We start from the raw sequence: 15,812 nt of genomic DNA, 5'->3' as shown, positions 1-15,812 counted from the left end.
TCGAATTATTCTTCTGTTGTTTCTTCAGCTGTTTCTACGTCTTCGCCTTCGTAAACTTCTTCAGCTTCGCCCTGGTTTGCTTCGATTACAGCATCAGCCATCTTAGATACGATAAGTTTTACTGCTCTGATTGCGTCATCATTTCCTGGAATTACATAGTCAAGTTCTTCCGGATCACAGTTTGTATCAGCAATACCGATCAGCGGGATTCCAAGTGTGTGAGCTTCCTGAACACAGATTCTTTCCTTCTTAGGATCTACTACGAAGATAGCGTCCGGGATTCTCTTCATTTCTTTGATTCCGCCAAGGTTCTTTTCAAGCTTTTCCCATTCTTTCTTGATTTCGATAACTTCTTTCTTCGGCAGTACATCGAATGTTCCGTCTTCTGACATAGCTTCGATTTCTTTCAGACGAGCGATTCTGCTCTGGATTGTCTTGAAGTTTGTAAGCATTCCTCCAAGCCATCTTTCGTTAACATAGTACATTCCGCAACGTTCTGCTTCTGTCTTGATAGCGTCCTGAGCCTGTTTCTTTGTTCCTACGAAGAGGATCTTTCCACCTTCTGCTGCGATGTCAGATACTGCCTGGTAAGCTTCATCTACTTTACCTACAGATTTCTGAAGGTCGATGATGTAGATACCATTTCTCTCTGTGTAGATGTACTCTGCCATCTTAGGGTTCCATCTTCTTGTCTGATGTCCGAAATGAACACCTGCTTCTAAAAGTTGTTTCATTGAAATAACGCTCATGTTTCTTTCCTCCATTGGTTTTTTACTTCCGTGTGCTTATGTCCGCGAACCATGCTTTTCAGCTTTGGCACCACCGGGATAAACCACACACGTGTTTTTTTGCAACGTTAGCATTGTATCATAAAAGCCCTGCATACGCAAGGCTTTTTTCAGGGTTTTCCCTGCAATTCTCATATTTTTTCAGAATCAGCAGCAAAAAAGCTGATATCCTACAAGGAGGCACAGCAGAACGATCAGGATTCCGATAAATATGCTCGGAATAAACATCATGATCACCATACCTAGTGCCACAAAAAACAGCGCAAATCCACATACCCGTTTCATCTTCGTTCCTGCTTTTTCCTCTTCTTTACAATAAATATATGCCGGAAACTTACGCCTATTCCTGATTTTCCGGAGTATCTGCTTCATTTAACAGATCTGCCACATCCTCCTCCGTCATCTTATCCTCAGAAGGAGATTTAAAACGGTCGATCACATCCGGAACCATATCAAGTATCTTCGTCATGGTATCCTGATTCTTGATATTGACCAGTTTTGTTGTCCCGTTCTGGATCACAAGCACTGCACTTGGAATCATCTTGCCGCCAAGTCCGCCTGCTCCTCTGTCCTTCTTATCTGCATGAAATGCACCTGCACCAATTGCAAAGGATACATCCACCAGTGGAAGAATGATCGTATTCCCGATGTGGATCGGATCCCCCACAACGGTCTTGGATGAAACCACTCCGTTCATCCCTTTAAATAATGCATCTACTGTCTCTTTAAACTGATTGTCTGCTGCCATCTTTTCGATTCCTCCTGTTATTCTCTGTCGAAACATTTACCACTTAAACGCCCTGATATCATGATAGGTGCTGCGGATATTCTTATCCAGAAGCAATTTCACTGCAAATATTGCCATATGAACTGCCCTGATCCTGCCTTTTATATAAACTGTACCATCAAGTACCCGTTTTTCAAAATCCGGTTCCAGATCCATATTTTCTCCAACAAACGCGTAAAGCATTCCGCAAAGCGCAAGTACTTGTCCGGTATGATAAGGATCTTCAAAACCGAAATGCAGTTTTACGCGAAGCTTTTTCGGCTTTAGAAAACGTTTCACCCATACCAGCTCTTTTTTGCCATGCGCAAAAGCTGCCTTATGGTTTTCTTTTTCCAGAAACTCCAGAATTTTGTCTTTTTTATCTGCGATATTTTTTATTTTATCACATAAATTCTTCCATGTACATTTGATCTTTTCCAGAAAATTCCGGAGTTTCTGACTGATCCTCCGGATCATTTTTCCAAATGCTTTGACCGGTTTCTTTCGCTTTCGTGGAGTTTTGTGAGCTTTTCCGGATTCTCTCTCGTCATGAACATCCTTTTTTTCTCTGGATTCACTTTCCTTTTCCGGTGTAGCATTCTCTTCTTTTTTTTCTAAAAATGTTTTCACCTTCGTGTCAGGATTTCCTTGTGTTTCTGTTTTGGACTTCTCATCTTTCACGTCCGCATGCTCTGGCTTTGCATACGTTCCGCTTTCGGCTTTCTTTTCCGGCAGCGTCTGCGGCTTCTTTACATCTACCGCATCATTTCTTTCCGCCGTTCTCTCACTGGCATTCTCCGCACCGGCTTTTTTCCTGCCATTCGGCTTTTTCTCCTTCTTTCTCACCGGTTTATCTTCCGCTTCCAGAACATCTCCCAACTTCTTCCAGGCAATCCGCCCCTGCCATTTCACATCGCCGTTCCGATACTCCACTCTTCCTGCAATCAGATGAAGCAGCCATGAAATCTTAAGATTCCCCTCCGCATCTTCCAGCTTCCCCGGAAACTCGGCACGCAGTTCATACCTCAGCGGTACAAAGAGAAGGACACCGATCACAAGTAGCAGAATTCCAAGAATCACCAGAAGAAGAATCCCGATAATCTTCGAAATCAATCCAATGATATGTAGAATCATGCTTCTTCCCTCTCCCGCTCTCTGATGTAGGACCGGATATCCAGATCCCCTGTTTTTTCATAAACTTCCTTCGCGATCTCTTCTACCAGATACAGCGCATCATCATATCCACCCGCTATGCCGACAACGAAAATGTCATCATCGATCACACTTCCCTGGCGGAACATCAACGTCGAATAAAATTCCAGCTGATTTTCCCCTTCTTCGATCAGCGTGATCACATAAGTATTCAACGGATACTTTTTTTTATTCAGTTTTGCAATCACTTTTTCTTTCTTTTTTGTCATGCTCTCGCTGACATAAAGATTTTTGTAAAACCTCATGTGCGCTGTCACCTTGACCTTTAATTATTATAGTAAGAATCAAACACCTGCTTTGCGACACTGACACCAGTAATGGTCGCCGTATCCGCATCCTCGACACAGACGCTGATCGCCAGCTCCGGATTATCCACATTGGAAAATCCGACAAACCAGGAATGTACTGTATTTCCATCTTCACTGACCTCGGCAGTTCCGGTTTTCCCTGCCACAGTATAAGACGCACCTGAAAGCGCAGCTCCTGTACCATAATCCACAACCGCCTTCATATATTCGGTAAGCTGTGCAGCCTCAGAAGATGTCATCAGCTCTTTGCAGCTTTCCGGCATGTATTTCTTCACAGTCGTTCCGGCATAGTTGGTGATCTTGTCTACCAGATACGGCTTCATCAGCTTTCCACCATTTGCGATCGCCGATACGATCATCGCCATATGGTACGGGCTGACCTGTGTCTCTCCCTGACCAATTGCAGTCATCATCGTATCTGCATCTCCTGCATCTGTTTTCAGGCGAAAACTGCTTTCATTATATTTCACATCACCCGGAAGCTTGCTGTTAAACAGCATCTGTTTGGCAGTCTTTCTCCATTCTGCCTTATCCAGCTGCAGCCCGATATTCGAAAACGAAGAGTTGCAGGAATTTGCAACCGAATCCGTCAGATTCTCTTCCCCATGGGCAGTACTGTTATAACAGTGGATCGTCGCCCCATTCTGTGAAAATTCTCCGTTACATTCAAACGAATAATTGTTATAATCTGGATTCTGCCGCATAAAAGCAAGTGTTGTCACCAGCTTGAATGTCGACCCCGGTGTATACTGTCCAAGTGTAGCCCTGTTAAGAAGCGAACTGTTCTCGTCATTGTTCAGTGCATCCCAGTTTTCCGAAACATTATTCGGATCAAAAGACGGCTTCGATACCATTGCCAGGATCTTCCCTGTACTTGGCTCCATCACGACAACTGCACCTTTGTTATCTCCCAGTGCATTATATGCTGCATTCTGCAGGTTCACATCCAGGGTTGTGACCACCGTATCTCCCGTATTCTTCTGGTCTTTAAATTCATTCGCCAGCTTTTCCAGGAAAAAGGCATTTGAAGTCAGAAGATTGAAATTCTGTGAAGATTCCAGTCCGGATTTTCCTTTTGCGGCATATCCGACAACATGTGCAAACTCTTCTCCTTCCGGATATTCCCGGGTCTCCGAGCCATCATCATTCGTCACAGTCTGTGCAAGCACTTCTCCATTTTTATCCGTAATACTGCCGCGCAGCACACGATCCGCAAGAAGATCCTGACGGATATTGTAAGTGCTGTTGACAACCTCTTTGCTTTTTACCACATTGAAATAAACCAGATATCCCATCAGCACAAGAAACAGTGTCACGAAAATATAAGTAACCCTCGTCAGTTCCTTGTTGGTCATCCGTTTTTCTTTTTTCTTACTGGCTCCGCTTCTTTCTGCCTGTGCTTCCTTCTGACGCCCCTGTCCGTCTCTTTGACTGCTGCGTGCGGCCTTTCTCTTCGGTTCGCCGTCCGGTCGTCTGCTGCGGCTTTTTCCTTGTTCCTTCTTCTTTTGGTCGCGATGTCCGCTCTCGTCGGGCAGACTCTCCAGCTGCTGATCCAGATCTGGAAGTTCGCCGTTTCTGTAATTTCTTTCTTTCAATGTCCTCTTCCTCGTCTTCTCTTAATACATACAGTCCCTGAATAATCGCAAACATAATGATCGTACTGAGGACGGACGTTCCGCCGTAGCTTACCAGTGGAAGTGTCACTCCGGTAGACGGAATGAATTTGGTCACGCCTCCGACCGTCAGAAATGTCTGGAAAATATAACAGGTTCCAAGTCCCAGTGCCACCAGTTTATAGAAGCTGTCCCGAAGCTGCATCGCAATATTCAGGAACATCATATAAACGCTGACACATACCAGAATCAGACAGAGTGCAAAGATCAGTCCCATCTCTTCCGCGATTGCCGAAAAGATAAAATCCGACTCTGCAACCGGTATCTGATCTGCCGCCCCCTGAAAAAGTCCCATTCCAAACCAGCTTCCCGTGCCGATCGCCATCAGAGACTGCGCCACCTGATAGCCACCCTCGTTGTAAATGGCAAATGGATCCTTCCATACCAGTACACGCACACGGACGTGGTTAAATAGCTTGTACGCCACAACCGATGCCCCGCTTCCCGCAAGCAGTCCCGCAAGCACGTAAAGGGGCTGTCTGCTCGCCACGTAAAGCATCACCAGATATACGGCAAAGATGATCAGCGCCGCACCTAGATCCTTGGATACGACCAGAATCAGTACATGCATGGCTGCAACTGCCGTTGTGATCACAATATTTTTAAAGGAAGTATCTTCCTTAAGACTCGCTGCAACAAAAAATACAAAAATGATCTTTACCAGCTCGGATGGCTGAAGGGTAAATCCTCCGATCGCCACGTTCAGCATTGCGCCTCCGGTCACACGTCCTACCACGATAACAACACCCAGCATGACAACACCGGCGATCGCATAAAATAATTTCCATTCTGACAGAACCTTCACTTTCCGGATAATCACCGGAATCACAAGGCTCAGTGCAACCGATATACTGACAATGATAAACTGCTTCACCGCAAGCGAATACGAAAGCCTTGTGATCATAATAAAACCGACCGCCATCAGCATACACATATTATTCACGACCAGCCGTGATACACGCGGGTAAATTTTTGTGTACAGCAAAATGACCGCCAGGAACAGAACCACCTGCATCCCGTAAAAGCCAACCATCTTTGTCTCATTTGTCTGCAGATACATCACCAGAAATGCGATCATATGAAGCAGAAACATCAGCACATTCTGCTTCCGGAAAATACTTCTCTGTGTATACTCATCTGCATAATTAAACACCGCAAAACATTCAAATGTATAGACCAGCATCAGGGCTATCATCAGATATTTTGACAGTTCTACAATTATATTGACCAAAATTCCACCTACTTTATTCCTCTTTTCCAGTGTCCCCTGGTATACGTTCCCTCCGGAAGCTCTTTTCCTTCAAAGTACGCACTTAAAATCTGTCTTACCTCCTGCTGTCTTTCGGTAGTAAACATCAGACGGATCCGTCCCGGACCAGTCCGGTATACCTCCTCCATCCGGTCACCCAGATACAGCGGCACATAATTGTAAAGGATATTATAACAGTAATCACATTCATTTTTTACCACAAACGGATTACGATATCTGTCAGTTATTGTCGTCTGTCCGGATTTTTGCTGACATCCCTTTATTGTCTTCTGGATGCAGCCTGCGGAAACCATCATCGGAAGATAACCGTACACGATGACTTCCCCGTCTTTCACCCGGAGATCCTGAAGTTCTCTTTCATTCAGTTCCACCGGAGCTGTGAATTCAGAAACACCTTTTTCCTTCCAGAATTTCCGGCTCTCCTGGTTAAATTCATAAAGATTATAATCCGTCATGATCTTTCCGGTATAGCCATGCGCTTTCAGAAAGGCATAGCTTTCATAATTTGCGATCAGGACGCCATCCCATCCGGCTCCGAAGATCCGGTCATACGCACCTTCGTACTGCTTCCTGGTTCTCTCCCGGAAAATATAAGGCATTACCAGATAAAGTTCTTTTCCTGCTGCATGTGCTTTTGCAATCCATTCCAAATAGCTGTCCTTCTCCCAGATCCGTGGGAACATGGTACAGTCCGCATAGATTCTTCCGATTGCTTCTTCTTCCACAAGCACTTTCATCTGCTCTGCCGTTCTTACCGATGCTGTCCATCCCAAAAGAGATGGCTCCTCTTTTGCGAATACATTCTGGTCTTCTTCCGGATCTTCCACTTCTCTGCCTCTTCGGTATTTCTCACAGATCGCATTCTCCAACACTTCCAGAGCCTCCCTGCGAAGCTCATTCAGGCTCTGCATCGGAAGAAATACTTTCTCTCCGATCTCCACTTTTAAAAAAGAGAATTCAAACTCTGTATTGCCTGTCTTGCGGAGCTGCTTCTCGATCCGTTCTCTGCTCATCGGCTGACTTAAGGCTTCCTGTGCTTTCTCGCCCGTAACCGTAATTTCTGTGTCACGGCACCGTACAGTAAGCTCTGCCGTCTCCTGCGGATACAGCCGGAAAGTTCCCCGGATCCGCTCTTTTACTTTTGCATCCACAAATTCTTCATGCAGTCTTCCGATCAGCGCACTGTTCCTTGTACGCATCCAGATCTCATCCTTCTTGAATGGCGTGTCTGCAAATACCGGGATCTGCACATTCATTCCTTTTCTGACTGCATCCTTACAGGTATAATTATCTGCCTTTTCCCTGCCTCTGCGCATCGGGAGCTCAATGATATCCTGTGGATACAGATCCGTCAGTGCTTTTGCCGTCACAGTTCTGCCTTTTTTAGCAAGTACCTTTACTGCCGGCACTCCTGCATGGTTCGGACGGTTTAAGGAAACCATCTCCCGTCCATTCTGTGTATGATAATAACCCGTATGGAAACCGCCACGGTTGTAGAGATCCAGAAGCATCTGCCTGTCTTCCTCACGGACACGGTACCTCTTTTTCGCATACTCAGCCGGATCTTCTCCCTCCGGGCATTCTTCATAATATTTCAGATAAAGATCTGCATACTTCCGGTACTGGAACGCAACTGCCGCCGCATACTCCGGCTTCTTCATCCGTCCTTCAATCTTGAAGGAATAAATCCCGCTCTCGATCATCTCCGGGATCAGTTCCAGAGTACAGATATCCTTAAGACTCAGCAGATACTGCGGTTTCTTGGCGTCCGGTGTCTGATAGAGCAGTCTGCACGGCTGCGCACACTGTCCCCGGTTACCGCTTCTGCCACCGATAAAGCTGCTGAACAGGCACTGTCCCGAATAACAGTAGCAGAGTGCCCCATGGACAAAGCTTTCGATCTCAAGCTCCGTCTCACCGGCAATCTTCTTCACCTCTGCCATACTCAGTTCTCTGGAAGTAACAATGCGCTGTGCGCCTTCTTTTTCAAGAAACTTTGCTCCATCAACTCCCGCAAGTGTCATCTGGGTACTTGCGTGGATCGGAAGATCCGGGAAATGCTTCCGGATAAACCGGAAAAGTCCGATATCCTGTACAATCACCGCATCCAGTCCCTGTCTGTAATAAGGAAGCAGATAATCATACATTTGTCTTTCCATCTCCCGGTCCTTGATCAGTGTATTTACCGTCAGATACAGTCTTCTCCCGTGCAGATGCACATAATCAATTGCTTCTAAAAGTTCTTCCTCCGTCAGGTTATGGGCATAGGCACGTGCCCCGAAATGAGCGCCGCCAGTGTATACCGCGTCCGCTCCTGCCGCGACCGCTGCTTTCAGACACTCCATACTTCCCGCCGGTGCAAGAATCTCAACTCTGTCTTTCATATAACTCCTTTATTCCAAACCGGCATGCATATCCGAGGGCTGCCACCTGCAGCTTCATCAAATACTCCGGTATCAAAAATAGACTGCCTCAGGACAGTCTATTTTTTGTGGTGATTTTTCATTTCTGTTTCAAGCTGTACGATCTTCATCTGCAGTTCCTGGTTCTCTGCTTTTAACTTATCCAGTGCTTTCTCTGCATTCTCATACTTGATCTGAACTGAGATCAGTTCATGCTTTAAATCGTACATTTCTTTGTCTTTTGCTTCGATGTCGCTTTCTAATGCGCCGCCCTGTTTCTTGGCTTTAAAATAATCATCTGCTATATTTAAAGCAAGAAGCACACTTCTGGCTTCCGCACTCTGCTTGCGGTATCCATCGCTGCTTGTACATTCCTCGATTTTATGGTTCAGATAGGTGGATACCTTCTGCAGATAATCTTCACTCTCGAATCCGCTCAGGGTGAATACTTTGCCGCCTATCAAAACTTCTGTATAATTTTTTGACGATGCCATAAAGAACCTCCTTGCCGCCTAATCCTTTTCTCATTATAAACTATATTCTGATAAAAACCAACCATTTTTCGATATTTTCAGCAGAAATTCTGTTTTATTCTTTATCAGTCAGCTCAAAATGATTCTTTCTGACCTTCAAAATCCCCTCTTTTTCCATTTTTTTCAACTCATGTGACAGCACACTCCGGTTGATCCCCAGATAATTCGCCATCTGTTCTCTGTTAAATTCAATATCAAAGGCATTGCTTTTGTGGCGGCTTTGCTGAATTCTCAGATACTGCTCGATTCTTTCCCGGATTCCTCTGATCGACAGCAGTTCGATCTTCCTGCACTTGCGGATATCTTCATTTGCAAGGAAATGAACCGTCTTCTTATAAAACTCAATCCTCTCACGCAGATCCAGAACACCCTCTTCTTCCATCGCCCGTACAGGGAACCAGAAAATGTGCGCCTGTTCCGATGCATAAATATTATAAGGACTCGTCTTTTTTTCACTGACCGCAATCTCCACTCCCACAACAAACGAGCTGACCAGCTTCTGGACCAGCTGTTCGGTTCCATCCCGGTAATACTGCACTTTACAGAGCACCCCGTCAAGCAGGATTCCGATATTGTTCAGTTTTTCTCTTTCTCTTATGATGATTTCGCCCTTGTCATAGGTTACGGTTCTGCCGCCTAACCGGTTAATGATCTCATCCGCCTTCTTCCGATCCATATCACAGAAGAAAATGCTCCGGTAAATCGCTTCCCTGTCTCGTTCTTTCTGCATTTATGCTGTCACCTTCTGCCCGTTTTCTCTATTTGTCCATTATAGCATCTGTAACGCTATCCTTCAAGGAACAGCACTTTTTCTTCCGGAAATGCTAGTGCATCCGGCATTCCTTTTTCTTCCAGAGTGGCAGAAATCTCTCTTTGGACAAACCAGCAGAAGTCCTCACATCCCGACTCGCATTGGATAAAATATTTTCGTTCAAATGGATAATCCACACTTTTCCATTCTTTGACTTTCAACATAGCCACGGATAACGTTCCATACACCGGAATCAGATCATGAGCTCGGATCCCGATTGCCTTCACATTCTCCGGCACAGTGCGTTCTTTAAAAGTCAGCTGCACATCCCAGTCTTTCACATACACCGTCTGCGCATCCATCCGGCAAACATCTGCAATATTTTTACAGCCGGTAAGTCTTGCCGCTGTCTTATAGCGCGGTGCATTAAATACTTCTTTTACCGAGCCCAGGCAGATCCCATGTCCATCTTCAATTACCAGAACATCTTCACTGAAGCTGTAGATTTCATCCCTGCTGTGGGACACCATGATCACCGTACCTTCATAATCACTCAGCATTTCCATCAGCTCGGTCAGCATCCGCTCCCGAAGATACGCATCCAGTGCTGAAAATGGTTCGTCCAGAAGGATCACATCCGGTTCATATGCCATGATCCGTGCCAGTGCCGTTCTCTGCTGCTGTCCGCCGGAAAGCTTTGACGGATAAAGTTTTTCCAGTCCGTCAAGCTGGAAATGATGGATCAGCTGTTCTACCATTTTCTGCTTGTCTTCTTTGTTCCCGGTAAATCCAATCCCGATATTCTGCTCCACAGTCATGTTCGGAAACAGCGCATAGTTCTGAAAAAGATAACCGACTTTCCTTTTTTGCGGCTTCAGAAAAATATTTTTTCCGGCATCAAAAAGAGTAACTCCATCGATCACGATCCGCCCTTTTTCCGGTCTTTCGATCCCGGCAATACTTTTCAAGGTCAGGCTTTTCCCACATCCGGAAGCACCCAGAATGCCGATCCGCTTTTTTTCACTTTTAAAGGCAACATCCAGCCTGAATTTTCCATACTGTTTTTTTATCTCAAGTTCTACCATTGCTTTGTATGTTTCATTCCCTTTCCAAATGCCAGATTCATAAGTACTACTATTCCGAATGCGATCAGGATTACAATTCCGACCCACACGCCTGCCGTCTGATAATCACCGTCCTGGATGACCATTGCAATCCTCTGGGAAATGGTTGCCGTCTTTCCGGGAATATTACCCGCAAGCATGGAGGTCGCACCGTATTCTCCAAGTGCTCTTGCAAATGCAAGAATTGTACCGGATGCAACTCCAGGACCTGCCGCCGGCATGATCACTCTCCAGAAAATCTTCCATTCCGGCATACCGAGCGTCTGCGCCGCATAGATCAGATTCACATCCACCTGTTCAAATGCTGCTCTTGCATTCCGGTACATCAGTGGAAATGCAATCACCGTTGCCGCGATCACGCATCCTGCCCAGGACTGTACGATCTTGATATCAAATGTCGTATAAAGATACGATCCAACGGTTCTTCTCGTACTGAAAATGAGCAGCAGGAAAAATCCTGCAACCGTCGGCGGGAGCACCAGCGGCAGTGTCAGAATTCCATCCAGCACTGCCCTGAGGCCCGTCTTCGCTTTCAGCACCTTTCTTGCTGCCCATATTCCCAGGAAGAATGACACGATCGTTGCTGCGATTCCTGTTTTGATTGAAATGAAAAGCGGACTCCAGTCAAGCCCTGCAAGGATCTGTCTTATTTCTTCCATATCGTTCCTCTTTTACTCTACGTTTGTATCGAAATAGTAGCTGTCAAAGATCTTCTTTGTGTCATCGGATGTTACATATGCAAGGAAATCATCGGCTGCTTTTTTCTTTGCATCATCTGCCTCTTTATTTTCTACACGGCAGATCGGGTAAATCACGTTACCTGTCAGATCATAGCTTACTGTCTGAAGGATCTTGATCTGATCCTCGTATCCGTATATATCTGAATAATAAGTTGTTCCAACTTCGCATGCACCCTCTGTAACTGCGATCAACACCTTGCTTACATTTGCCTGCTCACTGATCTCTGCTCCACCAAGAGCTTCAGAAACCTGTTCTGTTGTAATGGTAGACGCATCGTCTGCTTTGTCCAGAATTCCGAGATTCATCAACGCCTGACGGGTGTATTTTCCAACTGGTACACTTCCGCCTGCAAGTGCAATGCTCTTTGCCTCATTTAAGTTTTCAAGCCCGGTTACTGCTGTACCACTGTCCTTTAATGTGATAACAACTACCTGATTGTTCACTACATTATGGCGGGTTCCTTCTACTACCAGTCCATCGGCCTCAAGCTGATCCATCTGTTTCTGTGCTGCGGAAAAGAACAGATCACACTCATATCCTTCTTCGATCTGTGTCAGCAGAGTTCCTGAACTGTCTGCATTATAGACGATCTTCACATTCGGATGCTCTTTTTCATAACGCTCTGCAATATCTGTCATTGCTGTATTCAGGCTGGCTGCGATAAATACCTGAAGCTCTACATCCTCTTCTTTATCAGCCTTTGTTTCTGTCTTTTTGTCTTCTGTTTTTGTGTCGGTCTTTTTACCGCCACATGCAGCAAGTGATGCTGTCATCAGCAGAACCAGACCTGCTGCCACTGTTTTCTTAAATAAATTATTCTTTCTCATAATTTTAATATCCTCCTTTTCCAAATCCACAGTTTGGAAACGTACACACCGGACAGGACAGACAAAGTCCTCCCTGTCCAAGAATCTGGAAATCTTTTTCATGCAGCTTTTCATCACACATAATCCTTGGAAGAACCAGATCAAAAATCGTCCGTTTTGCATACATCACGCATCCCGGAAGACCTATGACCGGAATCTGCCTGCCTTCTTTTTCATAATAAGCAAGCATAAACATAGCTCCCGGAAGAACCGGTGCCCCATAAGTCACCACTTCCGTACAGGCATTTTTGATTGCAAGCGGAGTCCTGTCATCCGGATCCACACTCATTCCACCGGTACAGACGATCAGGTCAAGACCATCCTCGATCAAAGTCTGGATTGCCTCTGTGATCATCTCATGATCATCGTTGCACTGGATCTGCTTCACCTCTGTAACGCCACATTCTTTCAGTTTGTCGATCACAACCGGAGTAAATTTATCCTCGATCCGGTGATAATACACTTCGCTTCCCGTCGTTACGATTCCCGCTTTTTTCTTCTGATACGGAAGGATCTGGAAAATCGGTTCTTTTCCTGCCACTTCACAGGCTTTCTGCATCTTTTCTTCTTCGATCACAAGCGGAATGATCCTTGTTCCTGCAATCTTATCTCCGGTTTTCACCGGAAAATTTCCATGTCTGGAGGCGATCATCATCTCACCGAGACTGTTCACCGCATTCAGCTTTTCGGTATTGATCTTCAATACTCCTTCACAGTCGGCGATCAGTTCGATCTTTCCTTCCTTCACCCCGGAAGGATGCATATGCTCACCCTGACAGATCTGACGCAAGATCTCAGCTGCCTCATTTTCATGAAGCATGCCTTCCTGTTTTTCCCAGATATAAAGATTCTCTTTTCCCACAGATAAAAGTACCGGAATGTCTTCTTCGGTAACAATATGCCCCTTCCGGAAAACCGCATCCTTTACAACTCCCGGAATGATCTGTGTAATGTCATGGCACAGCACCTGCCCCACTGCATCTTCTGTTCTTACCAGTTTCATTTTTTGTTCCTCACTTTATATGGATTATGGCATAAAAATACCTGCCGTCACTACGGCAGGTATTCTGCCCAAACCTTTTTATATTCTACCATAAAAAGGATGGATAAATAAGTTGTCCAGACAACTTTTTTATTTTGTTTTATAGACAAAATCGATTGCTTCCGCAACTCCGTTTCCGATCTTTCGTGCTTTATCCGAAATCGTATAACAAAGTTTTTCCTCTATCCTTGCATCCACATCTCCGATCTTCAGTCCTTTTTTGACCGGTACGCCTTCCTGGAGCATCCCACGGACAATCCCGTGGAGCCTCGCATAGACAGGTTCATCTCCGCACCTTGCAACAATCTGCCCTTTTTTCACCACATCACCAATTCGCGCGACCGGATGCATGATTCCGTCTGCGGATGCCTTTAAAAGGCGTTCCACCGTATAGCCGCCAACATTTCCCGGAATTCCGGTGTTGGGGATTGCACTTCCCTCGCGGATCACCTCGCCCAGATGCTCACCTCTTTGCGTTTCGATCACAAAATGGCAGTCTCCGGCTGCCGTAAAGCCCGGTCCGATACCAATAACAAGAGGAGCGTCACTGATCCGGGTCCCAAGATTCTTTTTTGCCATGATTCCGTCAACCAGTACATCCGGCAGATATTCTTTCCGCACTTCTGCTTTTTCATCCACCATGACAGCAATTTTCCGCGTTGCCATAATTCTTTCTGCTTCTTCAAAATTTCCGGCAAGAACTGCTTCCATTCCTTCTACCACTGCATGTTCTTCGTACACCGCTCTTGAAAATGCCACCTCACGCCTGACGGTGAGTGGAATGGCAACATCCGTCATCAGGATCTGATATCCTCTTTCCCACAGCTCTGCTGCAATTCCCGTGGCAAGATCCCCGGCTCCTCTTATCAGGATCTTCATTTACTCTTCTTTCTCCTTTGGTAAAACCAGGTTCAGGAACACTGCAACCAGAGTAGACAGTGCAACCGGTGATTTACCGAAAATGGTTGTTACCCATGCAGGAAGCTGTGCCAGTGCTGCATTTGCCTGTGTCACACCCATTCCGAGTGCAATGGCAAGTCCTACGATGGATGTATTTCTATAATTCATCTTTGAATTATTGATCAGTTTGATACCCGTCATGGAAATCATTGCAAATACAGAAATTGTTGCGCCTCCAAGCACACATGACGGAATAGTCAGAAGAATGTAGGCGATCTTTGGCATGATTCCTGCAACCAGCATGATCATCGCTGCAATTCCAAACACTCTCTTTGCTACTACTTTCGTAGAGCTTACGATTCCGACATTCTGACTGTAGGTCGCTGTCGGGAGTCCGCTGAAAAATGCGCAGACAATATTGCTGACTCCATAACCAATGATACCACCGCTTAATTCCTCATCCGTCGGCATACGGTCCATTCCTCCGGTCGTCGTTGCTGAAAAGTCTCCGATTGCCTGAATGGAGCTGATTGCAAACAATACCGCAATCGCAACACATGAGGATGGCTCGAATTTAATTCCGAAATGCATCGGCTGTGGGAACTGTACCCATTTTGCCGTTAATACGGAAGAAAAATCCACCATTCCAAAGCCAAGCGCAACTACATATCCAACTATGATTCCGATCAGAACGGAAGAAAGCTTTAAAAAGCCCTTTCCAAAATGATTCAATCCTGTTACGACTGCCAGAGTGATGATCGCAACAAGCCAGTTCTGCCATGAACCATAATCCGCACTTCCTGTTCCACCTGCCATATAATTGACCGCGGTCGGATACAGCGAAAGTCCGATTGCAAATACAACCGTTCCCGTAACCAGCGGCGGGAAAAGATGACGGATCTGTTTGATAAATATTCCTACAATGATCGCAACAATACCACCCACGATCTGTGCACCAAGTATTGTTCCAACATCTGCATCCTGTGCAATTGACTGCATGATCGGCACATACGCAAAGCTGATTCCCATAATAACCGGAAGCCCGGCTCCTATCTGATAAGACTTAAATTTGATAAACGGAAAAAGCTGAATGAATGTCGAAATCGCTGACATTGCAAGAGATGCCTGAATCAGGACAACCGTGTCTGATTCTGAAAGTCCGGACACACCGGCAAGAATGATCGCCGGCGCAACACAGCCAATGATCATCGCCACTACATGCTGGAATGCCAGCGGAAGTGCCTGACCAAAGGATGGTTTTCCGTTAAGGTTAAATAGTTCCTGTGAAGTATTACTATTCTTCGTACTCACTTTTTTGCCTCCTTCTCTACCCACTTACAACTTTCGTTGTCAAAGCTATCGTATCTATGATAGCACGATTGGTTTTCAATGACAATTCGGCAATGTTCCATTTTTTCAACACAGAATTGCTTTAT

16 protein-coding genes are annotated in these 15,812 nt (G+C 45.5%); all 16 read right to left on the bottom strand.

Annotated features, from left to right (window positions below):
* Positions 1 to 5 precede the first annotated feature (5 nt).
* Entirely contained in the window at positions 6 to 749 is a 744-nt protein-coding gene (rpsB, locus tag ACYQ5K_RS15185) for a 30S ribosomal protein S2 (protein WP_044999249.1), read from the bottom strand.
* Positions 750 to 935: 186 nt separating this feature from the next.
* On the bottom strand, positions 936 to 1,073 hold the full coding sequence (locus ACYQ5K_RS15180) for a hypothetical protein (protein ID WP_173687598.1): 138 nt from the start codon (positions 1,071 to 1,073) through the stop codon (positions 936 to 938).
* A gap of 55 nt (positions 1,074 to 1,128) precedes the next feature.
* Positions 1,129 to 1,536 (bottom strand): GerW family sporulation protein, encoded by a 408-nt coding sequence (locus ACYQ5K_RS15175; protein ID WP_173687599.1) that lies wholly within the window; start codon positions 1,534 to 1,536, stop codon positions 1,129 to 1,131.
* A gap of 36 nt (positions 1,537 to 1,572) precedes the next feature.
* A complete protein-coding gene (locus ACYQ5K_RS15170; RefSeq protein WP_459777867.1) occupies positions 1,573 to 2,688 on the bottom strand; it encodes a DUF2953 domain-containing protein in 1,116 nt (371 codons plus the stop codon).
* Complete coding sequence (locus tag ACYQ5K_RS15165; protein WP_459777866.1) at positions 2,685 to 3,011, bottom strand: hypothetical protein; 327 nt, start codon at positions 3,009 to 3,011, stop codon at positions 2,685 to 2,687. The genes ACYQ5K_RS15170 and ACYQ5K_RS15165 overlap by 4 nt, the downstream gene beginning before the upstream one ends.
* Before the next feature lie 20 nt (positions 3,012 to 3,031).
* Positions 3,032 to 4,369 (bottom strand): peptidoglycan D,D-transpeptidase FtsI family protein, encoded by a 1,338-nt coding sequence (locus ACYQ5K_RS15160; protein WP_459777881.1) that lies wholly within the window; start codon positions 4,367 to 4,369, stop codon positions 3,032 to 3,034.
* A 76-nt stretch (positions 4,370 to 4,445) separates the two neighbouring features.
* Positions 4,446 to 5,978, bottom strand: a complete 1,533-nt coding sequence (locus tag ACYQ5K_RS15155; RefSeq protein ID WP_459777865.1) for an FtsW/RodA/SpoVE family cell cycle protein — start codon at positions 5,976 to 5,978, stop codon at positions 4,446 to 4,448.
* Between the two features lie 8 nt (positions 5,979 to 5,986).
* On the bottom strand, positions 5,987 to 8,401 hold the full coding sequence (locus ACYQ5K_RS15150) for a U32 family peptidase (protein WP_173687603.1): 2,415 nt from the start codon (positions 8,399 to 8,401) through the stop codon (positions 5,987 to 5,989).
* 98 nt (positions 8,402 to 8,499) lie between these two features.
* Entirely contained in the window at positions 8,500 to 8,913 is a 414-nt protein-coding gene (zapA, locus tag ACYQ5K_RS15145; protein WP_173687604.1) for a cell division protein ZapA, read from the bottom strand.
* A 94-nt stretch (positions 8,914 to 9,007) separates the two neighbouring features.
* Positions 9,008 to 9,682, bottom strand: coding sequence for a Crp/Fnr family transcriptional regulator (locus ACYQ5K_RS15140; protein WP_178024420.1), 675 nt, complete (start codon positions 9,680 to 9,682; stop codon positions 9,008 to 9,010).
* A gap of 56 nt (positions 9,683 to 9,738) precedes the next feature.
* Positions 9,739 to 10,788 (bottom strand): sulfate/molybdate ABC transporter ATP-binding protein, encoded by a 1,050-nt coding sequence (locus ACYQ5K_RS15135; protein ID WP_178024418.1) that lies wholly within the window; start codon positions 10,786 to 10,788, stop codon positions 9,739 to 9,741.
* Positions 10,782 to 11,486, bottom strand: a complete 705-nt coding sequence (gene modB / locus ACYQ5K_RS15130) for a molybdate ABC transporter permease subunit (protein WP_117556011.1) — start codon at positions 11,484 to 11,486, stop codon at positions 10,782 to 10,784. Before modB ends, ACYQ5K_RS15135 begins: the two co-directional genes overlap by 7 nt.
* Positions 11,487 to 11,498: 12 nt before the next feature.
* Positions 11,499 to 12,395 (bottom strand): molybdate ABC transporter substrate-binding protein, encoded by an 897-nt coding sequence (gene modA, locus ACYQ5K_RS15125; protein WP_330585925.1) that lies wholly within the window; start codon positions 12,393 to 12,395, stop codon positions 11,499 to 11,501.
* 4 nt (positions 12,396 to 12,399) lie between these two features.
* Complete coding sequence (locus ACYQ5K_RS15120) at positions 12,400 to 13,437, bottom strand: molybdopterin-binding protein (protein WP_459777864.1); 1,038 nt, start codon at positions 13,435 to 13,437, stop codon at positions 12,400 to 12,402.
* 129 nt (positions 13,438 to 13,566) lie between these two features.
* Complete coding sequence (yqeB, locus tag ACYQ5K_RS15115; protein WP_459777863.1) at positions 13,567 to 14,355, bottom strand: selenium-dependent molybdenum cofactor biosynthesis protein YqeB; 789 nt, start codon at positions 14,353 to 14,355, stop codon at positions 13,567 to 13,569.
* On the bottom strand, positions 14,356 to 15,687 hold the full coding sequence (locus tag ACYQ5K_RS15110; RefSeq protein ID WP_330586061.1) for a uracil-xanthine permease family protein: 1,332 nt from the start codon (positions 15,685 to 15,687) through the stop codon (positions 14,356 to 14,358).
* Between the last annotated feature and the right edge of the window lie 125 nt (positions 15,688 to 15,812).

This window comes from Allocoprococcus similis (assembly GCF_054660775.1).
The sequence above is the reverse complement of the archived record's forward strand: the minus strand, read 5'-3'. Positions and strand labels throughout refer to the sequence as shown.